This window comes from Desulfovibrio biadhensis, assembly GCF_055388615.1.
In genome coordinates this window covers 2,222,979-2,247,744 of sequence record NZ_AP042477.1, presented here as the reverse complement: position 1 = coordinate 2,247,744, position 24,766 = coordinate 2,222,979, and the positions used below count along the sequence as shown (strand labels likewise).

General features: G+C 56.4%; 18 protein-coding genes. 11 read left to right on the top strand and 7 right to left on the bottom strand.

What is annotated here, in order from left to right; all coding sequences use genetic code 11:
* Positions 1 to 318 precede the first annotated feature (318 nt).
* From ACZ5EH_RS09750 to ACZ5EH_RS09735, 4 genes are all read right to left on the bottom strand, one after another.
* A complete protein-coding gene (locus ACZ5EH_RS09750; RefSeq protein ID WP_464278287.1) occupies positions 319 to 507 on the bottom strand; it encodes a ferredoxin in 189 nt (62 codons plus the stop codon).
* Between the two features lie 191 nt (positions 508 to 698).
* Positions 699 to 2,228, bottom strand: coding sequence for a trypsin-like peptidase domain-containing protein (locus tag ACZ5EH_RS09745; RefSeq protein WP_464277934.1), 1,530 nt, complete (start codon positions 2,226 to 2,228; stop codon positions 699 to 701).
* A 255-nt stretch (positions 2,229 to 2,483) separates the two neighbouring features.
* Entirely contained in the window at positions 2,484 to 4,400 is a 1,917-nt protein-coding gene (gene acs / locus ACZ5EH_RS09740; protein ID WP_464277933.1) for an acetate--CoA ligase, read from the bottom strand.
* 316 nt (positions 4,401 to 4,716) lie between these two features.
* The gene (locus ACZ5EH_RS09735) at positions 4,717 to 5,598 is read right to left on the bottom strand and encodes a LytR/AlgR family response regulator transcription factor (protein WP_464277932.1); all 882 of its coding nucleotides are present in this window, start codon (positions 5,596 to 5,598) and stop codon (positions 4,717 to 4,719) included.
* A gap of 444 nt (positions 5,599 to 6,042) precedes the next feature.
* On the opposite strand from ACZ5EH_RS09735, the gene lepA reads away from it, so the two are divergent.
* The 5 genes from lepA (at position 6,043) to ACZ5EH_RS09710 (ending at position 11,667) form a co-directional block, all read left to right on the top strand.
* Positions 6,043 to 7,848, top strand: coding sequence for a translation elongation factor 4 (lepA, locus tag ACZ5EH_RS09730; protein WP_464277931.1), 1,806 nt, complete (start codon positions 6,043 to 6,045; stop codon positions 7,846 to 7,848).
* Between the two features lie 32 nt (positions 7,849 to 7,880).
* Complete coding sequence (gene lepB / locus ACZ5EH_RS09725; protein WP_464277930.1) at positions 7,881 to 8,483, top strand: signal peptidase I; 603 nt, start codon at positions 7,881 to 7,883, stop codon at positions 8,481 to 8,483.
* Positions 8,484 to 8,486: 3 nt separating this feature from the next.
* Positions 8,487 to 9,476 carry an SH3 domain-containing protein gene (locus tag ACZ5EH_RS09720; protein WP_464277929.1) on the top strand — a complete coding sequence of 330 codons (990 nt, stop codon included), beginning with the start codon at positions 8,487 to 8,489 and terminating at the stop codon, positions 9,474 to 9,476.
* Between the two features lie 61 nt (positions 9,477 to 9,537).
* Positions 9,538 to 11,100, top strand: coding sequence for a YifB family Mg chelatase-like AAA ATPase (locus tag ACZ5EH_RS09715; protein ID WP_464277928.1), 1,563 nt, complete (start codon positions 9,538 to 9,540; stop codon positions 11,098 to 11,100).
* 21 nt (positions 11,101 to 11,121) lie between these two features.
* Positions 11,122 to 11,667 carry a cysteine hydrolase family protein gene (locus ACZ5EH_RS09710; RefSeq protein WP_464277927.1) on the top strand — a complete coding sequence of 182 codons (546 nt, stop codon included), beginning with the start codon at positions 11,122 to 11,124 and terminating at the stop codon, positions 11,665 to 11,667.
* A gap of 1 nt (position 11,668) precedes the next feature.
* Here the strand turns inward: ACZ5EH_RS09710 and ACZ5EH_RS09705 are convergent, their stop codons facing one another.
* Both ACZ5EH_RS09705 and ACZ5EH_RS09700 read right to left on the bottom strand, forming a co-directional pair.
* Entirely contained in the window at positions 11,669 to 12,952 is a 1,284-nt protein-coding gene (locus tag ACZ5EH_RS09705) for an MFS transporter (RefSeq protein WP_464277926.1), read from the bottom strand.
* A 100-nt stretch (positions 12,953 to 13,052) separates the two neighbouring features.
* Positions 13,053 to 13,496, bottom strand: coding sequence for a MarR family winged helix-turn-helix transcriptional regulator (locus ACZ5EH_RS09700; RefSeq protein WP_464277925.1), 444 nt, complete (start codon positions 13,494 to 13,496; stop codon positions 13,053 to 13,055).
* Positions 13,497 to 13,692: 196 nt separating this feature from the next.
* Between ACZ5EH_RS09700 and ACZ5EH_RS09695 the strand changes: the two genes are divergently transcribed.
* The 5 genes from ACZ5EH_RS09695 (at position 13,693) to ACZ5EH_RS09675 (ending at position 21,311) form a co-directional block, all read left to right on the top strand.
* A complete protein-coding gene (locus ACZ5EH_RS09695; protein ID WP_464277924.1) occupies positions 13,693 to 15,708 on the top strand; it encodes a molybdopterin-containing oxidoreductase family protein in 2,016 nt (671 codons plus the stop codon).
* A gap of 16 nt (positions 15,709 to 15,724) precedes the next feature.
* Positions 15,725 to 16,189, top strand: a complete 465-nt coding sequence (locus tag ACZ5EH_RS09690; protein ID WP_464277923.1) for an N-acetyltransferase family protein — start codon at positions 15,725 to 15,727, stop codon at positions 16,187 to 16,189.
* A 631-nt stretch (positions 16,190 to 16,820) separates the two neighbouring features.
* Positions 16,821 to 18,851: a methyl-accepting chemotaxis protein gene (locus tag ACZ5EH_RS09685; protein WP_464277922.1), complete on the top strand. Its 2,031-nt coding sequence runs from the start codon at positions 16,821 to 16,823 to the stop codon at positions 18,849 to 18,851.
* 195 nt (positions 18,852 to 19,046) lie between these two features.
* Positions 19,047 to 20,123, top strand: a complete 1,077-nt coding sequence (locus tag ACZ5EH_RS09680) for an alcohol dehydrogenase catalytic domain-containing protein (protein ID WP_464277921.1) — start codon at positions 19,047 to 19,049, stop codon at positions 20,121 to 20,123.
* 540 nt (positions 20,124 to 20,663) lie between these two features.
* Entirely contained in the window at positions 20,664 to 21,311 is a 648-nt protein-coding gene (locus ACZ5EH_RS09675; RefSeq protein ID WP_464277920.1) for an SGNH/GDSL hydrolase family protein, read from the top strand.
* 196 nt (positions 21,312 to 21,507) lie between these two features.
* On the opposite strand, the gene ACZ5EH_RS09670 is transcribed toward ACZ5EH_RS09675, so the two are convergent.
* Complete coding sequence (locus ACZ5EH_RS09670) at positions 21,508 to 23,373, bottom strand: autotransporter outer membrane beta-barrel domain-containing protein (RefSeq protein ID WP_464277919.1); 1,866 nt, start codon at positions 23,371 to 23,373, stop codon at positions 21,508 to 21,510.
* Between the two features lie 237 nt (positions 23,374 to 23,610).
* On the opposite strand from ACZ5EH_RS09670, the gene ACZ5EH_RS09665 reads away from it, so the two are divergent.
* Entirely contained in the window at positions 23,611 to 24,585 is a 975-nt protein-coding gene (locus ACZ5EH_RS09665) for a 4Fe-4S binding protein (RefSeq protein WP_464277918.1), read from the top strand.
* Positions 24,586 to 24,766: the final 181 nt, after the last annotated feature.

The following is a 24,766-nucleotide window of genomic DNA, read 5'->3' as shown; positions in this document are numbered from 1 at the left end:
CTAATACGCGAAATACGGGTTGTCAGCCCCTGAAACGGAAACAATTGTCGAAACAAACAGAGAAACGCTGCGCACTGCCGGCGTCGACCGCCGGCCGCCGCGTGTCGGCAACCTGAGGCATGCCCGGAGTAAAGAGAGCGGACGGCGGTGGGGAACGATGCAAATGCATCACTATATTGAAACAAGGCTTTCTACTGAAGCAGCGCCCTGTTGTTTCCTGCAAAAAATCAAAAAACGTATACGACCGTACAGCGAGAGCACCTAAAAAAAACGCCGCGCCCGGCTATTGCCGGACACGGCGATGGTCTTTAGGACGCTTTAGCTTTCTTCAACGGTGATGGCGTCAGACTCGCAAACTTCAACGCAGGACTCGCAGCCCAGGCATTCTTCTTCGTTTACGGGAACAGCTTTGCCATCCTGAAGTTCATATACTTCAACAGGGCAAACGTCGACACATTCGCCGTCACCTACACACTTGTCCACATCAACAGTGACCTTGTAACCCATCATGTCCTCCCAATCTTGGTTTTCACGAGGCTCCCTCGGCTTAGGGAAGCATCGTTGCAGTCTTGCAATGCGCTCTATCGCAACGTTTTCGCTACTCCGCGCATATGTGCGCTAGCAGATAGCCTCAGTAGTAAGCGGGTGTCAAGAGCAGATGCCACCTGAATTTTTCACCCTGCAATCACGCCTGCCAGCTAGATGCGCAAACGCACGTGATAGGCGCGCCCCTGCCGGCCCACGATCATCAGCAAGCTGTTGTTCAGCCTGTATCGTTGCACGGCATCCACAAAATTTTCCTTGGCCCCCATGGGCAGTTCCTGAATCTTGTGCACCACGTCCCCGGGCTCCATACCCAGCCTGGCCGCGGGACTGCCCTTCAGAACCTTGCCGACAATCAAGCCGTCGCGACTGAAGCGCTCAACGGCAAATCCCCAGCGCCGGTATCCCAGGTCAAGGGCGGTCTGATCGCCAAAATCAGCCAACGTCGCCTTGATGCTGCGCTTTTCGCCATCACGCAGCACGGTGAGCTTGACGGTCTGCCCTTCCAGGTAATTGCGTAGCAACTGGAGATAGTGGTTCTTGTCTTCGATTGTCACGCCTTCCACTTCCAGCACCAGATCGCCCGCTTCCAGACCGGCCTTGGCAGCAGGCGTGCCCTTATGCACCTCTGTAACCAGCATGCCTTCCACGCGGGGCAAATGAAAATATCCGGCAAGACGCTGATCCAGGTCCTGCCCGCTCAGCCCCAGCCATACGGGACGCACCTCGCCCTGCTGCACCAGCTGTTGCACCACGCGCCGCACCCGCCCCACAGGGATGGCGAAGCCGATACCTTCGGCGTCCGCGCGGATGGCTGTGGTGATGCCGATGACCCGCCCGAGCACATTGACCAGAGGGCCGCCGCTGTTTCCCGGGTTGATGGCGGCGTCGGTCTGCACCAGGTCTGTGTAGACACCGCTATCCGTGCGTACCGAACGGTGCTGCGCCGAGATAACGCCCGTGGTGACCGTGTGGTTGTAGCCGTAGGGGTTGCCAATGGCGATGACGGTTTCGCCTATGAGCAGGTCCGCATCACGGCTGAGAGAGGCTTCCGGGAGTGCTTTCGCATCCTTGAGTTTGAGCACGGCAAGGTCGACATCGGGACCCGCCCCAACAAGTTCGGCCTCGAACTCCCGTCCGTCGATGAGCCTGGCCTTGATGCTGCTGGCGCCGGAAATGACATGGGCGTTGGTAAGCACGAGGGCTTTCTTGCCGTCAATGATGACGCCCGACCCCAGGCTCTGCTGCGTATAGTTTTGAGATGGCCGCCTGGGAATCTGCAAATTGAAGAAATCTTCAAACAAGGGGCTGAAGAAATCGTCCATTCTTCTGCCGCGAGCCTGTATTTCAGTGGTCGTGGTAATGTTGACGACAGCGGGGCTGACGGCTTCCACAGCACGCACAATGGCGGTGCGTCGCAAGGCCAGGCCTGAAGCATCGTCCAGATGAGTAGCAGCCGCGTCTGTATGCGGGTCGGCAAGCGCCGCCACTACAGTGGTGTCATCACCCTTTGCGGCGGCTTTGTCATCAGGGTCATCCGCCTGGGCGCAGGCCACAAACAGCATTATTGCCAGCAGAACCAAAAGGCCCCGCGCGAGAAAGCCTATTCTCACAACCTGTCCTTTGTTTGCGGGCGCGCCATCTTGTGCGATGGGCGATGAGCGCGCCCCTGTTCTATCAATCATACACGCGCCGCTGCCCCTCATTGCAGGCAAAGGCGCTCGCCGTTCACAGCACAATAATGACGATCGGAAAACATGGAAGGGGAGAATGTGTTGTCCAACCTGCCGGGAAGGCAGGTCATTACATCTGGCGGCCATGCCGCGCCCACATCATAATTTATTGGAATTACGACACAAAAATGCCGAAAAGAAATCCGACAGAAGTCCTAAAATGGACGCAAAGGTTTCACCTTGCTTACAAAACTTTAAGAAACCCTATCAATCTTCAAGGGTAGAAGTATCCCCCACTTCCTCACCCAGCTCCCTGGCTTTGAGAATACGGCGCATGATCTTGCCGCTGCGAGTCTTGGGCAGGGTATCCACGAATTCCACCACCCGCACAACGGCAACCGGGCCGAGCTCCCGGCGCATGTGGTCCTGCAGCTCCTTGACCAGGGAGTGCTCGGGCTCCACATCATCATTAAGAATGACAAAGGCCTTGCCCACCTCCCCCTTGATCTTGTCGGGCAGCCCTATGACAGCGGCCTCGGCAACTGCCTTATGCGAAACCAGGGCGCTTTCCATCTCTGCTGTGCCTATGCGGTGTCCGCCTATGTTCAGCACGTCATCGGAACGCCCTTGTATCCAGATGTAGCCGTCTTCATCCTTGCGGGCCACGTCCCCCGCCAGATAGTAGCCGGGAAAACGCTTCCAGTAGGTATCCACATAGCGTTCATCATCATTGAATACCCCCCGCAGCATGGACGGCCAGGGGCGTTTGACCACCAGCAACCCCCCTCTGCCAGGGGGCACAGGATTGCCCTTCTCGTCCAACACATCCACTTCCACGCCGGGAAAGGCTTTGTTCACCGACCCCGGCTTGAGCAGCGAAATGGGCAGCGGTGTTATCATGCACATGCCGGTTTCGGTCTGCCACCAGGTATCCACCAAGGGGCACTGCCCCCTGCCGATGTGTTTGTGGAACCAGACCCAGGCCTCGGGGTTCATGGGTTCGCCCACGCTGCCCAGCAGCCTGAGGGTGCTGAGATCATGGAGCTTGGGATACTCCTTCCCAAAGCGCATCAGCATGCGCACCAGGGTAGGCACGGAATAGAGAATGGTGATGCCCCAGCGCGCCACCATGCTCCAGATTCTGTCCGCCTGCGGATACAGGGGGTGCCCCTCATACATAAGGGTTGTGGTGCCCGCGATGAGCGGCCCATAGAGCACGTAGCTGTGCCCCGTGACCCAGGCGGCGTCCGCGGTGCAGAAAAATATATCAGTGGGTTTGATGTCGAATATCCACTTCATGGTGCGGTTGACCCCGACCATGTAGCCGCCATGGGTGTGCACTATGCCCTTGGGCTTGCCCGTTGCACCCGAGGTATAGAGCAGAAAGAGCATATCCTCGCTGTCCAGGACTTCTGTTGCTGCCTCCCAACGTTCGTTGCGCACCAGGTCCTGGTACCAGACGTCCCTGGTCTCGGCCATGTCCACATCGACATTGGCGCGGTGCACCACAATGACGGTCTCGGCGCACTGATGGCAGGCGCCCACCAGCGCCTCATCAACTATATTCTTGAGGTTCACCACACGGCCGTTGCGGTAAAATCCGTCCACGGTGATGACCATCTTGGCCTGGGCGTCTTCAATGCGGTCACGCAGGGCTCTGGCCGAAAACCCCGCGAACACGGCGCTGTGCACCGCGCCGATCTTGGCCACGGCCAGCATGGCTATGAGCGTTTCCGGCAAGGGCGGCATGTAGATGATGATGCGGTCGCCCTTTTCCACGCCCAGGGTGCGCAGGGCGTTGGCAAAGCGGCAAACCGCACGGTAGAGCTCATAATAGGTTAAGGTTCTGGTGTCTCCGGGTTCGCCTTCCCAGATGAGCGCCAGCTTGTTCTTGTTGACGGTCTCTATGTGGCGGTCCAAAGCATTATAGACGATATTGCACTTTGCACCTGTAAACCACTTGTAAAACGGGGGATTAGAATCATCGAGAACCTGTTCCCACTTCTTGAACCAGTCCAGGTCCTCGGCGGCTTCCTCCCAATAGGCAAGGTAGTTTTCTTCGGCCCCGCGCAGGGCGTCCTGCAAGGCCTGAGGGCCCACATTCGCTGAAGCCAGCATTTGAGGCAGCGGTCTGAAAACGCGCTCCTCCTGCAGCAATGCATCCAATGCGCCAGACTGGCCCATGAACATCCTCCTTGTCGTATTACATGGAGCAGAACGCCTAAGGCATCCGGCTCTGGCGGCCTCACCGCCTGACCCTGTCCGCGCGCAACGCGACCACGGCCCCTCCAAAAACGCACGGCAGCAAAATGATCACCATTTTGCCCCTGCAAACAGAGGCGTTGCACCATCTTGTGACGGACATCGCCCTTGTTCCACTGCCCGGCGCCGGACATTGCCCAGATGGCCGGAACCCTGTCATGTAGCCACAATCTCCCGTTCACCACAAGGGGGGCAGTCTTTTTCGCCCAAAGGCGCATTTCGACTGGCGAACGGTAAATTACAAACCAAGTATCTGTTTCAGCTCGGCGATACGCCGCCGGCTGATGGGCAGCTCTATGCGCGTGCGACCGGCCGTACGCAGCATGAAGTTGCTTCCCGGCAACGAGGCTATTTCCGTCACCATGTCCAGATTCACCAGATATTTCCGGTGTACCCGAAAAAACCGGTGCTGGCGGAGGCGGTCTTCCAGCAGCTTCATGCGATAGGAAGTCAGGAACTTCTGGTTGGCCGTGTGCACGTAACTGTAATCTTCATACGCTTCCACAAAGATAATCTGGTCGTAAGGCACAAGAATGGTGCGCCCTTCCAGACTGATGGCCAGCTTTTCTATGTCGATGGAGGCATAGCGCTGGCTATGGTCCCATGCCTGACGCAGGGCGTTCAGGAAGCGCTCCTGGTCCTCTTCCCCAAGGGGCACCTTCAAGGTGGCCTCTTCCTCAGGTTCGCCAACAAGCTCTTCCACGGCGTCGCCCCAGTCGGCCGAAGGCGGGGGAATCAGCTTATAATGCGCCTTGAATTGCCGCAGACGTTCAAAGGTGCGGACCATGCGCTCCTGGGAAATGGGCCACAGCAAATAATCCGTGGCGCCCAGCTCAAAGGCGGTGAAGGCCAAGCTCTCGTCGCTGGCTATAAAAACCAGAGCAGGCTTGTGCTTGCGGCTGGAGAGCATTTGCGCCAGCTCCAGACCGCTTGCGCCCTCGCCCAACTCCACCCCCACAAAAAAAACACCGTAGGGAATGGCTTCCAGCAGCTCCAGGGCTTCAAAAGCGCTTGTGGCTTCGCCCAACACGCGCAAAAAGTCGGCATCGCGCAACGATTCGCGCAAGAAATGCCGCACCTCGGGGTCCGGGTGCACCAGCAGCGTGTTGAGTTGGACCATATTCGAGTTTTCCTTTAGCACCTTCTGTACATTGCATGGGTGATTTTGAAAAGGGTTGCCATGGGTTGCGACCATCTTCCTGACTGGGCCGGCGCAGAAAGGTCACAGGGGGGGTTAGACTTCCTGGCGAGAATATCCTAAGAGGCTGTTGAAAATTCAATTCGCCGCGCCTGGAGGCTGCGGCCCGTAAGCTTGTGTTCCACCCCTTGTATTCTCCGCGGATATTGGCTTTTCTGATGTGGTGGAAACTGGTAGGAAAAAACCTTGCATTTTACAACAGGTGTGCAAGACCATTGCTCCGAGCGCGAAGAAAGGCTACAACCAGCGGCCGCCGCGCTCTCCCGGGACATACCCGGTTATTCGGAGACGGGCGGCGCCAGGCGCGCCCCGCCCTCCTAAACGGAACAAATCGCTCGCGGCCGGCGGAACCGGTCTTATAATCACATGGCACAACGTCGTCAGATACGGAATTTCAGCATCATCGCCCACATCGACCATGGCAAATCCACCCTGGCCGACCGCATTCTCGAAATCACCGGCCTTGTGGACGACCGACAGAAACGCGACCAGTACCTGGACCGCATGGAACTGGAGCGTGAACGCGGCATCACCATCAAGGCCCAGGGCGTCTGTATTCCCTATACGGCCAAAGACGGCACGGAATACCTGCTGAACCTTATCGATACCCCTGGCCACGTGGACTTCAGCTATGAAGTCTCGCGCTCCCTTGCTGCCTGCGATGGGGCGATTCTGGTGGTGGACTCCACCCAGGGGGTGGAGGCACAGACCCTTGCCAATGTCTATCTGGCGTTGGACCACGACCTTGAAGTCATACCTGTGCTGAACAAGATAGACCTGCCCAGCGCAGAGCCCGAACGCGTGAAGCAGGACATCGAGGAAGCCATCGGCCTGGACTGCTCTCAGGCGGTGATGGTCAGCGCCAAGACAGGCGAAGGCGTATCCGACCTGCTGGAAGCACTGGTCAAGCAATTGCCGCCGCCAAAGGGCGATCCCGATGCGCCCTTACGCGCCCTGATCTTCGATTCCTGGTACGACCCATACCAGGGGGTGGTGGTCATGTTCCGCGTGCTGGACGGCTCCATCCGTATGGGCCAGCGGATCATGATGTTCTCCAACAAAAAGCAGTTCGAAGTCTCCAAATTGGGCGTATTCCAGCCCGAACCCGTGGAGTGCAAAGAACTGGGTTTCGGCGAAGTCGGTTTTCTCTGCGCCACCATCAAGAACCTGCGCGATGCGCCAGTGGGTGATACGGTGACGGACGCAAAGATCCCCACCGAGGTGCCTTTTCCCGGCTTCAAGAAGATCAAGCCCATGGTTTTTTGCGGGCTGTACCCCACCGAGCCGGCCGAGTACGAGCCGCTGAAAGCCGCCCTGGAAAAGCTGCAGTTGAACGATGCTGCGTTCTCCTTTGAACCGGAGACCTCCCAGGCCCTGGGATTTGGTTTCCGCGCCGGTTTTCTTGGCCTGCTCCACATGGAGATCATCCAGGAACGCCTCGAACGCGAATTCCAGGCCAGCCTCATCGCCACCGCTCCTACAGTGATATACAAGATCATCACAATCCGTGGCGAGGAACTGAACATAGAAAATCCCTCCAAACTGCCTGACGCTGGAGAGATAGATAAATTCAAGGAGCCCTTCGCTCGCATGGAAATCCACACGCCCAACGATTATGTGGGCGCTGTTTTCCAACTCTGCGAGGAGAAGCGCGGCAAGCAAAAAGACGTGCGCTACCTGAGCTCCACCCGTGTCATCATTACTTACGAGCTGCCCTTCGCCGAAATCATGTTCGATTTCTTCGACCGGCTGAAGTCCTCCACAAAGGGATACGCCTCCCTTGACTACGAACTGGTGGACTACCGCGAGGCAAACCTCGTGCGGCTGGATATCATGATCAACGGCGACCCGGTTGACGCGCTTTCGACCATCGTGCACAGAGACACCGCGTACCAGCACGGCCGCAATGCAGCCCTCAAGCTGAAACGCGCAATCCCGCGGCAGATGTTCGAAGTTGTTGTCCAGGCCGCCATAGGGCAGCGCGTAATAGCCCGAGAACGCAACCCGCCCCTGAGCAAAAACGTGACGGCGAAATGTTACGGCGGCGACATCACTCGTAAGCGTAAGCTGTTGGAAAAGCAAAAAGAAGGCAAAAAGCGCATGAAGCGCATGGGTAACGTCGAAATTCCACAGGAAGCCTTTTTGGCCGCTCTCAAGGCCGGAGACGACTAGCCCGCAATCGACCTCACAACAAGGACGCCATAATGACCCCCCGCTGGCAAAAAATGCTGAAAGAATACAGCGAAGCCCTGATAATAGCTCTCATCCTGGCAATGATCATCCGCACCTTTTTCATCCAGGCCTTCAAGATTCCTTCGGGCTCCATGCTCGACACCTTGCTCATTGGCGACCACCTGCTGGTGAGCAAAATCACCTACGGCGTCAAGGTTCCCTTTACCGACCAATACCTGCTGACCTTTTCCGATCCGGATCACGGCGACATCATTGTTTTCGAATTTCCCGAAGACAAGTCCAAGGACTTCATCAAGCGTGTCATCGGCATTCCCGGCGATGTCATTGAAATCAAGGACAAGGTCGTTTACCGCAACGGTGAGAAACTCGACGAACCCTATACCAAGCACACCGACCCCACGGTCCGCAGCGGCCCGCGTGACAATAAACCCGCCTTTACCGTGCCAGAGGGCAAATACTTCGTCATGGGCGACAACCGTGACGAGTCCTATGATTCCCGATTCTGGGGATTTGTGGACCACAGTCTCATCAAAGGCAAGGCGTGGGTCCTCTACTGGTCCTGGAACGGCATCACCGACATTCGTTGGGACCGCATTGGCGATATAATCCACTAGACCATGCACGCTGCCATTCGCCCTTTCTTCTTCGCCCTGTTGCTGCTTTCTGCGCTCCTTGTCACCGCAAGGGGCGCTGCAGCCGATGAATGGAACGACAGCTTTACAGAGCCGCACCCGTACAAGCTGCTCCGCGGCATTGCCGTGCGCGGCGGCCCCGGCAACGACACCTCCCGGCTGGGTGCGCTCTCAGAGGGCGATGTCATCCAGGTCTCCGAAATAATCAACGGCTGGCACAAATTCGACTTCCAAGGCCAGGACGGCTGGATATTCAAACGCTATCTGCGCCCCATGGCGGCAGGTGAACCCGGCTCAGAAGCTGCCGCCCCCAAAAAGGACGACGCCGCTGCAAAGGACGCCGTGGCTGCAGCCTTAAATGAGCTGGAAGAACAGGTGGCGGAAACACCCCCCGCGGAAGAGCCTCTGGTGAGGCCAGAATCCGAGGTATCTACCGAAGAAACACCCGAGGGGTCTCCCGTCGTGGAAGAACAGCCCTCGCCTCCTGCTCAGGAAAACCCAGAAATTGCGACACCGGAGCAAGACGAGCCGCCACAGACTGCTGCGGAAGAGGATGATATTTCCGCATCAGCCAAGACGGCTCCGCAACCCGAGCCAGAAGAGCGCAAACGGGTGGCGCGCACCCCGACAGAAAGCATCACTCCGGATGATTGCCCGCGCTTTACCTCTTTGCACATCAAGCCCGATTCCAATGAGGTTGTTTTCGAAGGCAACCTGCGGGCGGACAAAAAAGCCTGCTTCCGGTTGCTGACGCTCAAGGACTGGATTCTTGAAATCACCCTGCGCTCCGAACCTGACCAGGCCCGTTTCGATGTCTTCACCCCACAAGAGGGGCGTTTGGCGCAAGCCATGTCCGCCTGGGCGCAAGCCTTGAAGATTAGCGGGGACAAGCAGATAGTTCTTTACAACACGCCTGCTTCCGGCAAGGAAGCAAACACCCGCTACAGTCTGCACGTTCTGGTGCGCCAACCATAGGGATTCCCATGTCTGCGCGGAACGAGCCCCTGTTGTCCCCAATACGAACAAGGAGGTGCTCGTGATCGCCAAAGCTGCCTGCGCCGCACTCTTGGGCATAGACGCCTACCGCGTCAATCTGGAAGTGGATTTCGCACGGCAAGGGCTGCCGGCCTTCACCATGGTGGGGTTGGCCGAAGGCGCCGTGCGCGAGAGCAAGGAGCGCGTGTTCGCGGCCCTCAAAAATTCAGGATATCGTCTGCCGCCGGCGCGCATCACCGTGAACCTGGCGCCGGCGGACATGCGCAAGGAAGGCAGCGGGTATGACCTGCCCCTCGCCGTGGGATTGCTGGCTGCAGCAGAGGTGCTGCCCGAGGACTGTCTGGACGGGTGGTTCTTTTGCGGTGAGTTGTCCCTGGATGGTCAGGTGAAAGGCGTCCCCGGCGTATTACCAGTGGCGGTGCGCGCCCGTAACGAGGGCGCTAAAGGGTTGCTCTGCTCTCCGGAAAATGCGCCCGAAGCGGCCGTGGCCGAAGGGCTGGACGTCTACCCCGTGCAGGATCTGGGGCAGGCCGTTGCTCTACTGGCTCCGGACCGTGCAGGGGATACGCCCCTTGTCTCCCCCATTGCCAGCCGGCTGGATACCATCTGGGAGGAGAGCGAAGCCTTCCCCCTGGATTTCGCCGAGGTCAAAGGGCAGGAGCACGCCAAGCGCGCCATCGAAATAGCAGCGGCCGGAGCCCATAACCTCCTTTTTATCGGTCCTCCTGGCAGTGGCAAAACCATGCTGGCGCAACGCATTCCTTCTGTGTTGCCGCCTCTTGATTTCGAGGAAGCCCTGGAAGTCACCAAAATCTACAGTGTGGCGGGGCACCTGGAATCGGGCAAAGCCCTGGTGGTGCGTCGCCCTTTCCGCTCGCCCCATCATACAATTTCTGACGCCGGGCTTGTGGGGGGCGGGCATCACCCGCGGCCGGGCGAAGTTTCCCTTGCCCACCGTGGGGTGCTGTTTCTGGACGAGCTGCCCGAATTCAAGAAACACGTGCTGGAGGTGATGCGCCAGCCCTTGGAAGACGGGTGCGTGTCCCTTTCCCGCGCGGCCGTGTCCCTGAGCTACCCGGCGGACCTGATGCTGGTTGCGGCCATGAATCCCTGCCCATGCGGGTACCAGGGGGATACGCGGCACGAGTGCACCTGCTCGCCCCAGAGCGTTGCGCGCTACCGGGGCAAAGTCTCAGGGCCGCTTCTGGACCGCATAGACCTGCATGTGGAGGTGCCGGCCGTGCCGTACAAGGATTTGCGCCAAAGCCGCCCCGGCACGGATTCGACCACCATGCGGGAGCGCATCAAACAGGCCCGCTCCATCCAGGCGGAACGTTACGCCACCCTGCCGCCAGCCACCAACAGCGACCTCTCAGGCCGCTGGCTGGAGCAGTTTTGCAAGCTGGGCGACCCTGAGCACGCCTTTCTGGAGCAGGCCGTCAAAACCCTGGGTCTCTCGGCCCGCGCCTATACCCGCATCCTGCGCATCGCGCGAACCATCGCCGACCTGGAACAGGTTGCCTCCGGCGCACCCACAGATCAATTGAATACAGGACACCTGGCCGAAGCCATCAACCTGCGCACTCTGGACAGGGAGCGGTGACACCCAAATCAAGGAGACGCCATGAGCCTTGCCGTCGTGGTCATTGATATGCAGCAGGCCCTTTTCCAGGATGCCCCCAGACCGTTTGAAGCGACTGAGGTGGTGGCGCGGATAAACGCCCTTACCGCCAGGGCCAGGAGCACCAGAGTGCCGGTGGTCATGGTGCAGCACGAGACGCAGAAGCCTCCCATGCTCCATGGCAGCGCGGGGTGGGAACTGCTTCCGGACATTGTCACCACTGCGCAAGACATCCTGATACGCAAGACCACACCTGATTCATTTCTGCGCACCGGCCTGGACGCCACCCTAAAAGACAGGGGCGTCTCGGAACTGATCGTGTGCGGCTACGCCTCGGAATTCTGCGTGGACACCACGGTGCGCAGCGCCGCGGCCCACGGCTACCCTGTCACCCTGGCGGCGGACGCCCACACCACCCACGACAAGGCGCATCTCAGGGCCGTAGGCATTCGAGAGCACGAGAACAACACCCTGCCTGACATCACGAGCTTCGGCGTTCCCATCTCGGCCATCCCTGTTGTGGCGGTCCTGCAAAAGCTGCAAGGGTGAACTATTTGCCGCCTGTCGGCGAAGGTGCCGCGCCGTCGCCCCCTGCCTTCAGGCGAATGCGTCTGGGCTTGTAGCGTTTCAGATACTGTCCGTGCTTGAGCATGAAGAGCACGCCTGTCAGCGCAGCGGCGCCGCCTGATGCCGCAGCTACCCCCATTGCCCAACGTGGGCCGAACAAATCCGCCACCCAACCGACAATGGGCCCGCCGATGGGCGTGCCGCCCATGGCCACGGCAAACAGGATGGCAATGACACGCCCCCGCATTTCCGGCGCGGTGGAAAGCTGCACCAAGCTGTTGGTGGAGGTGGTGAGAATCTGCGCAAAGATGCCGATCAACACCAGCGAAAGCCCGAACAAAAGGTAATTCGGCATGATGGCGGCCAGGGCGCAGCCCACGCCAAACAGTGCGGACGTTGTGACCAGGATGGTGATCTGCGGCCGGCCTCTGCCTGCGGTGATGAGAGCGCCGAGCACCGAACCGACCGCCATTATGGATGTCAGCATTCCGTATTCACCCGCGCCGGTGTGGAATACGCTGACCGACATGGTGGAGATGAAGAGCTGAAAATTCAGACCGAACGCGCCCACAAGAAAAAACATCACCAGGATGACTTTCAGGTCGGAACGCCCCCATACGTAGCGGAAACCTTCCACAAGACTCTTGCGCGCCTTTACGGCCCGCTTTTCGCGGAACAGCTCGCCTACGCGTATTAGGGAAAGGGCGATAAGCACAGCGCCAAAGGAGACGCCATTGATGAGAAAGACCCACCCCGTACCGATGGTGGCGATCATCACCCCCGCCACGGCCGGCCCCAGCATGCGTGCGGAGTGAAACGACATGGAATTGAGCGCCACGGCGTTGGCCAGGTCTTCTTCACCCACCATTTCCGCAACAAAGGTCTGTCTGCTTGGGATGTCAAACGCCGTGACGCAACCGAGCAAAAACGCGCAGACATAGACATGCCACAGCTGCACCAACCCAGTGATGGTGAGCAGCCCCAGAATTATGCCCAGCACCCCCAGACCGCCCTGTGTGAAGTACAGGATTTTGCGACGGTCAAAGGTATCGGCCACAAAACCGGTGAGCGGCAACAGAAACACCTGGGGTCCGAACTGCAACCCAGTGACGATGCCCACGGCGGTGGCGTTGTTATTGGTCAGATGCGTCAGCACCAGCCAGTCCTGGGCGGAGCGCTGCATCCAGGTGCCCACATTGGAAACCAGGGCCGCGCCGGCCCAGAGCTTAAAGTTATACCCTTTCAGGGAGCGGAAGACGCCTAGCATGAGACGCCCCCAAAAAGGGAATGGAATACTGCAGATTGTAAAAATGCGTTCATTTGCGACAGCTTTGGATTGGATGGTGACAGGCCCGGAAAAAGACGGGTCAGGAGTCGCACAGGCGCTTGATAAGAGCGGTGGCGGATAAAATTGTCTGCTGCTCTTCAGGGGCGAGCTTCTTCATGGCATGTGTCAGCCACTCGCGCTTGAGCAGCCTTCTGCGTTGCAACGTTTCCGTACCCTTTTGCGTGATGCCGAAAAGCACCTGCCGCCCGTCCGTGGGGTGCGGCGTTCTGGCCACAAGCCCTTCTTTCTCAAGTGCAGCCAACGTTGCCCCCATGGATTGGGGGCGTACCGACTCGAGCCGTGCAAGGTCGGCAATGCTCGTCTTGCCACCCTCGTTCAAGCGGGCAAGCGCCACAATCTGTGAAAGGGGCACTTCATCAGGATTGGACTCTGTGCGTAAACGTCGCTGCAACTGGCAGGTGGCCAGCATCAGCTCATCTACAACACCGACCGAGGCTAAAAAGGATGGGGAATCGTTGCTCATGGATGTATACTAAAACTCAACAGGCAAACTTGCAAGTTTCCCTGTCTATTTTTTTGCTTTGCAGGACATGATCCACGTGTGTGCCGCGCCCCTGCCTTGTTGTAATGTTTGCGCTTACGCCCCTCCTTGGATAGTGTTTTCCCAAAACAACTGCCCCTTGTAAAATTTGGGGGGTAAACAATACGATTATCCCAGCATGCAGACATACAAATCCATTTGCCCCTATGATTGTCCGGCCTCTTGCGGTCTATTGGTCACGGTGGAGGGGGGCAAGGTCGTCAAGGTCACGGGGGATGCTGAAGCGCCCCCTTCTTATGGGCTGATCTGCCACAAGATGCGCCGTTACGAGCAATCCATCCATGATTCCAGGCGGATTGTAACGCCGCTTAGGCGGACGGGCAGCAAAGGCGCAGGGCAATTCGCCCCCATTTCCTGGAAAGAAGCCATCGAGATCATTGTGGAGCAGTTGCAACGCACCATGGAGACTGCCGGGCCCGATGCCGTGTTTCCGCTTTTCTATTCCGGCGTCATGGGGCACATCCAGCGCAATTGCGGTGAGGCGTTTTTCAATGCACTGGGCGCTTGCGGGCTGGTGAAAACGCTCTGTTCCTCCGCCAAAGGCGCGGGCTACGCCGCCGTGATGGGCAAGACGGGCTGCCTCGACCCCAGGGAGCTGGCCCACAGCGACATGTACATTGTATGGGGCAGCAACATGAAGGCCACCCGGCTGCAGAGCATGCCCGACATCGCCCGCGCCAGAAAAGACGGCAAGCGCGTTGTGCTTATAGAGACAGACGCCCGGGACATGACACCCCACGTGGATGCGGTGGTATTGGTCCGCCCCGGCACGGACGGCGCGCTGGCCCTTGCCATGATGCATGTACTGGCAGCAGAGGGGTTGGACGATGCAGCGTTTCTGCGGCGCGAGGCCGAAGGCTTTGACGCCTTCAAGGCGACCCTGGGCGCTTACACCCCGGAATGGGGCGAGCGCATCACCGGCGTGCCCGCACAGACCATCGTCACCCTGGCCAAAGAATATGGCGCTGCCAAAGCGCCCGCCATCATCCTGGGCAGCGGCAATTCCCGCTACGGCAACGGCGGCATGACGGTGCGCTGCATCACCATTCTTTCTGCATTTACTGGCGCATGGTCCAAGCCTGGGGGCGGTTTATGCGGTTGTTCCCCCGGGGGCGGCAACTATATTGATCTGGACCGCATCATGCGGCCGGACCTGCGCCCCCGCCCGCCGCGCATGATAAACATCAACCAGGTAGCCTCGGCGCTGGAAAACCCAGGCGTAGATGAAAGCGCCCCCTATATTGAGTATCTACATGTCTGGGGGTGCAATCCCGTGGGGTCGATTGCCCGGCAGCAGGGCATCCGAAACGGACTGCAACGGGATGATCTGTTTATCGTGGTGCATGAACGCTTCATGACCGACACGGCCCGCTATGCCGACATAATCCTGCCGGCGACCTTTTCCGTGGAGCACACTGACTGCCACAGTGCCTACGGGTATTGCACCTTTGGCACGGCATACAAAATCATCCCCGCCCCTGGCGCCTGTAAAAGCAACTGGGATATTTTCAGGATGCTCGCCACGGCCACAGGATACGCCAGAGAGCATTTCGACCGCAGCGAGGAGGACATGCTGGCGGATTTACTGGCCCACCCCACGCCGGCCTTGCAAACCATCACGGACGCGCAATGGAGCACGCTGCGCAAAGGAGGGCTGCTCTCCTTTCCCTTTGCCGACCATACCTGCTGGCAAACGCCCTCAGGCAAAATACAGATTGTAAACGATGCGCTGGCCGCCCCCATGCCGCAATACCAGGAGGCGTATGGCGGCGTATATCCGCTGCGACTCGTTGCCGTGCCCAGCACGCAGACCCTGAACTCCATATTTCTGGAGCGCGATGCCCTCATCAAGAGACGCGGCGCCATGTCCCTGGCCATGCACCCGGACGACGCGCAAACCCGTGGTATTGCAGATGGCGACAGTATCATCGCCCATAATGACCAGGGAGAGGTGCCCTTCACCGCCTGTGTCACGCCTTTGGTGAGCAAAGGTGTGGTGACGGCCGCCGGCGTATATGATTCCAGGCAATCGGCCAACGAGAATCTGGCCAATACACTGCATTACGAGCGTCTGTCGGACATCGGCCAGGCCACGACCATGAATGACAACACCGTGGACGTGAAAAAAGCCTGAGAGCCGGAGTCATACCATGATAACCATTCGCCAGGCGAATGCTGCCGACGAAGCCATTGTCCGCGACATCATCCGGGACTCTTTTCTGGCCAGCTATGTGCTGTTCCTGCCGGAATCATTCACTCGCAAAAGCCTGGAGAACGATCGTTTTGCGGAAATTGCCCGCGAAGATGGCTGCAACTGCGTCTTGGCAGAAGTGGACGGCGCTCCCGCCGGGGTGATGTTGCGCAAAGAAGACTACATCGAGCAACTATGGACGCACCCCTGCTTCATGGGCAGAGGTGTTGGCAGTGCGTTGCTACGCCATGCCGCGCAGCAGGCCGCACAGGCGGGGCACAACCGCCTCACTTTGAACTGCTTTGAAAAGAACGCCAGGGCTTTGAACTTTTACCTGTCCAGAGGATTCACCGTGGACACAATATATACGGCTACAGAATACGCCCCTGGCGAACGCGTCTGCTTTCTCATCATGCAACTGTAGTCGGATTACCGCACGTTCCACACGCTGCCAGCAGCGCTCTCCTTCTGCCTTTGGCAGCTATTTTCTCCCCTGTGCATGGGCACACTCCTCGTTGCGGGCAGCGGCCCACCCTGATCATTATACTGGTGGAAAAGCCTTTGTTTCAGGCTACTTACTATTTAAGCCTACACCCTCACCCCTAATTCCTTTACCTTTCCCCCCACGCCGCCGACTACACCCCGCTACGCCACAGTCCTTCATCGCATCTCTGGACATGCATATCTGACGCTTTTATATCGAAAACACGGGGAGTTTTGTTATAATCCCCTTGCTTGGACGCCTTCAAACTAGTATTGTTGTATGTAATATTCTTTTTAGTGGAATGAGTTTTCCCTTTTTTATGTATAGTTTTTTACTTTTAGACCCGCACGAGGGCATTGATGCCAGCACATCGCCACTATCCACAAACAGCATGTGTATCACTGCATATTCTTTCTTGCTCATCATTCTTGTTAAACGCTAGGCGTAGCATCCCTTTTCCCATTATAATCCAGCCGTATTCTCGAACGCCTGCAGGCTTGTGTGACAACCCAAAAAGAAGGGGGGCCACGACGCTACGTTCCTCTTCCACGGCACCGATGGAGGGAGCGGTATGAAAATTTCGATTATGGGCAAAATCCTGATCATGACTTTTTTCATCGTGATAGCGACCTGCGCTTCCATTTACTTCACTGCGAATCACTTTTTATCCAAGGGATTTGAAGAAAATGCCGAAGAGAATATCGTCACCATGTACTCCATCGTTGACGAGTTCATAGACAACCTGCTTTCGGAATATGAAACGGAAATCACGATTTTCACGAAAGGCGAAGAACTGGGCCAGGTGCTTGCTGCTGGAGACCAAGCCAAGGTCAAGGAACTTGCCCGCACGTTTCAAAAAGAAACCGGGGTTGATTTTGTCACCATCACCGACGGGACAGGAAAGGTTATAGCACGCGGGCACTCCGAACGACTCGGTGAAGACGCTTCACAACAACCGGATATTGCCGCCGCCCTTGCTGGCGAAGTGTATGCCGGTGTCGTTTCCGGAACCGTTGTAACTTTCAGCCTGCGCGCAACAGCCCCTGTCAGAAGCAACGGCGCCGTCGTAGGAACGATTTCCCTTGGCACATCCCTGGTATCGGAAAAATTCGTCGACTCCCTTAAAGAGCTTTTGAACCTCGATGTCACCGTCTTCAAGGGCGACACCAGAGTGATGACCACCATCATGAAGGAAGGCAAACGCGCCATAGGCACCAAGCTGGCCAATCAGGAAATAGTACGCACCGTTCTGCATGAGGACAGAACCTTCCTGCAACGCAACAATATCCTGGGGACCGATTACCAGACAGCGTACTGGCCCATAAACACCAAGGGCACAACCGTTGGCATGTGGTTCATCGGCGCTCCCTTGAAACAACTGGCCCAAACGCAGAAAGCCGTGTCCAATTCAACACTTTTCGCAGCTCTTGTCATAACAGTCATCATGCTTGCGGTTGGTTACCTTCTGGCTCGTTCCTTGAGCACACCCATCCGCAAAACCACGTCTTTTGCCACAGGCGTAGCAAGCGGCAAGCTCGACTTGTCCCTGGACGTGAAGACCAAAGATGAAATCGGCACCCTGGCTGAAGCCTTGCGCACCATGGTGACTTCGCTGAAGGGCAAAATTGCGGAAGCCGAAGAGCAAAGCAAGCGCGCCGCTCAGGAAACCGAAAGGGCCAGGGAGGCCACACGGCAGGCCGAAGTAGCCCAGGCCAGGGCGGAAACAGCCAAAAAGGAAGGAATGCTCGACGCTGCGGAACAATTGCAGGACATAGTTGAAATAATTTCCTCCGCTTCAGAAGAATTGTCCGCCCAAATCGAGGAGTCCGCCAGTGGTGCGGAAAAACAAAACCAGCGCACCGAGGAAACCGCCACTGCCATGGAAGAGATGAACGCCTCGGTACTGGAGGTGGCGCAAAGCGCATCCCAGGCCGCCAGCACATCCAATGAAGCAACGGACCACGCCAAGCATGGTTCGGATGTTGTTTCCGATGTCATAACAGAAATCGGCAACGTACATACGCTTTCCGGCGAGCTGGAAAACGGCATGGGCCGTCTTGGCAAACGCGCGGAAGACATTGGCAACATTATGAACGTTATTGCGGATATTGCAGACCAGACCAACCTGCTGGCTCTTAACGCAGCCATCGAGGCTGCCCGCGCCGGAGAGGCCGGCCGTGGTTTTGCCGTGGTGGCGGATGAGGTACGCAAACTGGCGGAAAAGACCATGTCCGCCACCAAGGAGGTTGGGGACGCCATAAGCGGCATTCAGGTGGACACCCGCGCCAACATCGACCAGGTGGCGGAAACCGTAAAAGTGGTGGACATCTCCCGCGACAAGGCCCGGCAAGCCGGGGAAACCTTGCAGAGTATCCTTGAATTGACCCAGAGCACCTCGGGACAGGTGCTTTCCATTGCCACGGCCAGCGAGGAGCAGTCCGCCGCATCCGAGGAAATCAATCAGGCGGTCAGCGAGATCAACCAGATATCCGAAGAGACGAACAGCACCATGGCTGAATCCGCCAAAGCCATTATGGAACTCTCAAACCAGGCGCAACAACTCAAGAATCTCATCCAGCACATGCGCCAGGATAATTCCTGACCGCGCCCCGCACACAGCTTGATACGCCCCGCACAGCCAACGTAACCGGTTGCGCGGGGCTTTTTGTTTTTACCCTTTGGCAGTGCATGGTAAAGAATCGCCACCGTATCGGGCATTGCCAATTAATTTTGCCCATGCCATGTGCTTGGGTATGTATGCAGGCACCACAAAAGCCACATCACCAAGGGCGCACCCATGAAAATCACGGCAGCCGTTCTCCCCGATGACACTGCGGCTTTCACCTCCCGCGAACTCGACCTTGACCCGCCGCGACCGGATGAAGTGCTGGTAAAGGTTTCCGGGTGCGGCGTCTGCCACACCGATCTGTTCATGCGGCCTTCCAGTTCTGGAGTCTCCATGGTGCTGGGGCACGAAACCAGTGGCGTCGTGCTGCAGACAGGCAGTGCTGTTTCCCACGTGCAGCCTGGAGACAAGGTGGTGCAGCACTACACGTACTGCGGCAAATGCCCTCCCTGCACCAAAGGGCGCACCTGGGAGTGCGTCCATTTTTCGACATTCTTCGGAGGTCTCCGCGAGGATGGCACCACGCCGCTCTCCTACAAGGGGCGCGCGGTAGCCCCGCTACTGCGTCAGGGAGGTTTCGCCACCCACACCGTATGCCATGAAAACGGCGTGACCCGGGTGGACGCCACCACCGACATATCCCTTATGGGGCCATTGGGGTGCGGCGTCATGACCGGGGCCGGCTCTGTAATGCACTTTCTGACCCCAGAAAAAGGGCGCGCCCTTGCCGTCTTTGGTGTGGGGTGCGTAGGGCTTTCCGCCATCATGGCCGCAAAAATGGCGGGATGCGCCCCCCTCATTGCCGTGGACCGTTTGCCCCTGCGTTTGGAAATGGCGCGAAATCTGGGCGCGACCCATTGCCTGGACTCCGGAAAAGAACCCAACCTGGCGGCAGCCATCCACGAGATATCGGGAGGGCTGGATTACGCCTTTGATACCTCAGGCGCCAGGAAATTACTCGACGTTTTGCAAACCACCCTCAAGCCGGGGGCACGGGCCTGTGGCGTAGGCATTGGCGGCAGCGTCCAACTCACTATGGAGCAACGTCAGCAGGGCATATCCTGGGAATCAACCGACGCGGGATGGGCACTGCCCCAACGCTTCATTCCCGAACTTCTGCAGCACCACAAAACGGGGCGCTTTCCCTGGGACAAGCTGGTCCAACGCTACCCTTTCGAAGCCATCAACGAAGCATTTGCAGCCCATGAACAGGGAACGGCCATCAAACCCGTGCTTGTGCTGGAATAGACGCTTTTCATTTCTGCCTGCTTACCCCCAAAAAGTAAGCTTTTGAACAGTTTGCCCCTCTGTTCTTTCTGCGTCGCCATGATCTACCCTTGAGAGCTGCCAGGCAACATATTGTGATCGCAGCTAGCGAGATCCATGCCCGCAGGAGCAGAGAAGGCTCCCATGCAATGACGCCTCCAGAACAACAAGTTCCACTAATCAATAATAATACTAATCGAGAACAGACATCTTCATGGCGCCTTTAGGTGTACAGAACAGATAATTGTGTAAACGTATCAGCTCCATACCCATAAAAGTTATACAAATTACATTTTCCCGAGGTTTAAAATAAATATTCTACACGCTTCATGGATGAAAACTGCTTTTTATTATCCCCTTAAAAACGAAGCTACAAACAGATAACCGCCGCTTAGCGTGCATATTCCTTTGCAAACTATTATCCATTTAAATTTGTGCATTATTTACTACTTGACTTTACATTCACACTACGATAATCAAATATTAAAAATAGGGGACATGCATAACTTTTGGGGGAGACTAATGCATCCAAGCAAGAGAGTTTTTGTAATAACCGACTCTTTATCGCTTCCACGTCAATCCTGGGAGAATTGCGAGTGGGATGATATCTATGTTGAACTATTAAAAAATCGTTTCCCAAAAATAAATTTTATTCATCTTGCCATAGGAAAAGCCACCTCAGGGACACTCCTCGAGCAATCCATACGATACTACTGTCATTGCACACCCGACATGGTAATTTTACAGTGTGGCCTTGTTGATTGTGCGCCACGCGCGCTTAAGAGCTACGAACTATTCATTTTCAAAAAATTACGCCTCATGCGTTTTATAAAAAAGCACAAAGAGACATTAAGAAGCATCAGGAAGATACACTATACAATCCCCAAAAAATTTGAAAAAAACATTCAAAGTATGAAAGAAATCTTTCATAGTGCTGCATTTTATTCGATTGCAATATTACCACCACAAAAACAACACACTGCCATAGCGCCGGGAATTGAATCCCAAATCAATCTATATAATGATATTTTGAAAAGCGAGACCAATTTTATACAAGTAGAAGATTTTCCCAATGATGGCTATGCCGATGACAACTATCATATGAACAAAATTGGCCATGCATACATTTATAATAAATTGGAGCCAATTATCGATAGCTATTACAAATAATAACCTAAAAACATTCTACTGACCTTTTTTATCCTTTTTTGCTGCGTCTTTTGCCGCTATCCCAGATTGCAGCAGCCATTACCGCCCTTGTCATTTTCAGTAAAACGCCAGACGCTCATATAACTGTGAAACCAACAAAAAGGCCGCCTCATAGTATGAGACGGCCTTCTTCTTACTATAAAAACGTTGTCTGAGCTCAGGAATCGGATTCCGTCTTGTGCTTGTGGCTATGTGGTTGCTGATTACTGTTCTCTGCGTTGTCAGTTCTTGCATACATCCTGGCGACGCGCAGCAAATCCGTCCCTGCCCCGGTATTGATGGTGAATCGCGCATTATCGCGTGCGCCTTTGCCTAGGCTTTCGATCATGACAGTGTCGTCACCAGCGCCCGTATCCAGGGAAGCCGTGGAATTGTCCCTGTTATATGTGCCAAAATGGCTTGCATACACCGTATCGTCTCCCGTCCCGGTGCTGATTTCTACGCTGGCATTTTCTATAAGCATGGTCGCAATCCAGGAAGAGGAAAGATAATCATCTCCGGCGCCGGTGTTTATACCCACTTTGGAGTTACCCGACATGAACGTGCCTATCCAACTGGCATAGACAGAGTCATTGCCTTCGCCCGTATCCAGATTCACCTGCGCATTGCCACTAAGCGTCGTGCCGAGCCAACTGACGTTTACGTAGTCGTTGCCAGGCCCTGTTGAAATATTGAGGCTGGCATTGTCGGACATGCCGAATCCGCTCCAGGAGCTATTATACCTATCATCCCCTTCGCCCAGAGTAACGTTCACTTCCGCGTTGTCTCGCCCCATTACGCCGACCCAACTGCTGTTGAACGCATCGTCTCCGGTGCCCATGTCCACATTGACTTCTGCATTGCCCTTTGTCATGGCGCCGACCCAGGACGCGGCGAATTTGTCGTTACCGCCCCCCATTGCCAGATTCAGTTCGGCGTTCCCTTCGCCCATAGCACCGAACCAGCTTACGTTTACCCTGTCGTTTCCCCCGCCGGTATTCACATCCACCAGGGCGTTATCGGAGTTCCAGGATCCTATATGCACGCTGGAAAGCCGGTCATTACCATCGCCCATATCCAGGCGAAAAGCGGCATTACCGTATGCATGATTGGCAATTGAGTTGGCCGTCACCCTGTCATTTCCCGCCCCGGTGGAAATATCAATGGAAGCATTACCGCTCATGGCGGTCCCAATGGAGTTGGCCTTTATCTTGTCATTCCCGGCGCCGGTATCGATATGCAGGGAGGTGTCTTCGTCCAAAGCAATGCCCACATTCTCGGCAACAATGACATCGTTGCCGTCTCCAGTCTGGATATCACCACTTCGTATGTTCTTTGCTTCGATACGGTCATCGCCGCTTCCTGTGTTGACGTTGCCGCCAAACAAGCCGGAAAGGATCACCGTATCATCGCCCTCTCCTGTACTGATATTCACATCTGACACTTCGCTGGTAGCCACGACCACATCATCGCCTGCACCGCTCACGATCGTATTTTCAAAGCCGAGGGCGATGATAATATCGTCTCTGGACAGGTCACCGCTCTGCGAATACGCGCCCAGAAACAGCTCTCCAGTTTCGCTTTCATTGATGATGGTGCTGCTGTTCAGGAAGTAACGCTGCTCCTGCTCCCCTTCCTTTCCTGAAATAGAGAGCAGGTACCGGTTGGTAGTCGTTCCGTCTTCATTACCTGTTTCCACGGTATTGACGGTCACATGCCGCCCCCAGCGGGTGGTCAGGTCGGCAATGGAGCTCCCGAGTTCAAGCTCCTGATCAGGGGGCACTGCTTCCGGCCCGACCACATAGTGCTCCCCGTCCAGGTCACCGGTCTCGGGCAATGGAGAAGGGGCAGGCGTTGCGGCGCTCCCATCTATAGTGGGTTGTGCGATCACGGCCAGCGCTTCGGCAGAAATATCCACAGTATCCTGAGGCGCCAGCCCCTCATATGGCGTCTGCTGCGGTGCGATGCTTCCTGCGCCTTTCGATATCAATGAATGCGCGCCCGTTTGCAGGGCGCCTTGAGTGACATCAGAAACGCCATCCATAGTGGGCCTCCGGTCAATTGTTCATGCCACGTTGCTTATCTTATCGACCGGCGAATATCCCTTCTTTAATGGATCCAATTCAATATTCTGCCTTCGCCGCATCATGGGGCAGCCCCCAAGACACAAAAATAAACTCTTTAACGTCAGTAATATATAAAAACATTACCATCTGTTAATGCGCTTTCCATTGTCGGTTTGCCGACAGACGACCGCACACCCCGGCAGTAGGCTCCGGCCATGACAAAGAAGATCACACCTGCAATCTGGCAACGATCCCTCCAGACACTATACGCTGTCACCTGTCTCTACATTGGCTGGCTCTTTTACGAATTCTGTATCTGGGCCATGAGTGGCGATGGGGCGCCAGTCACCAGACCCGCCGGAGTGGAAGGCTTTTTACCCATCAGCGCCTTTATGGGGTTGAAGTATTTTCTGACAACGGGGAACTGGGACCCTGCGCACCCTGCCGGCCTGGCCATTCTTTGCTTTGCCCTGCTCAGCGCGATCTTTTTGCGCAAAGGCTTTTGTGGATATGTCTGCCCTGTGGGGTTGGTTTCCAACCTGCTTTCCTCTTTGGGACGCACTTTAAAGCTGGAACGCACGCCGCCGCGGCTCCTTGGCAAAATTATGCTGGCGCCTAAATATCTGGCCCTCGCCTTCTTTGTCTTCACCATCTGGTTCGGCATGAGCGGCCGCGCCCTGGCTTCGTTTCTTTTCGGTCAATACAACATGACGGCGGATGCGCATCTGATGCGCTTTTTTCTTTCGCCCTCTTCTGTAGCGCTTATGGTCCTCGGCGCACTGGCCATCCTGACGCTCTTTTTTCGCAACGCCTGGTGCCGCTGGCTTTGTCCCCTGGGGGCCCTGCTGGGTATGCTTTCCTGGATTGGCATCACTCGTGTGCACCGTTCAGAAGCCTGTGTGCACTGCGGAAGCTGCGAACGGGCCTGCCCTGCCCGGATAAGCATCCAGGAAAAAAAGAATGTCCGCACTGCCGAATGCGTAGGGTGCACCCGTTGCATTCAGGCATGTGGCAAAAACAGCGCGCTGCAGATCCAAGTATTTGGACGCCCGGTGAACTGGATGTTTATTGGTGCGGCAACGGTGGCGACCTTCACCTGCATCTGGTTGTTGGCCAGGGCCACAGGACACTGGCACTCCCAGGTCCCCCTCGAGATGCTGAAGACAATGTATGCCCGAGCACTGCAATAGGCGTGAAGAACATTTTTTGACACCAGACGCATGCGGCTGCACATTTCCTCGTCCCACGGAATGAAACAGACACATTCGTTGCATTTATGCAATGTTTATGACGTTTTGAATACTTTTTTAAGTTTTAATTCAGTTTTACTTGCCCCCCGGAGACCTCTTGCGTAAAGTTCCCCAGCTCGAT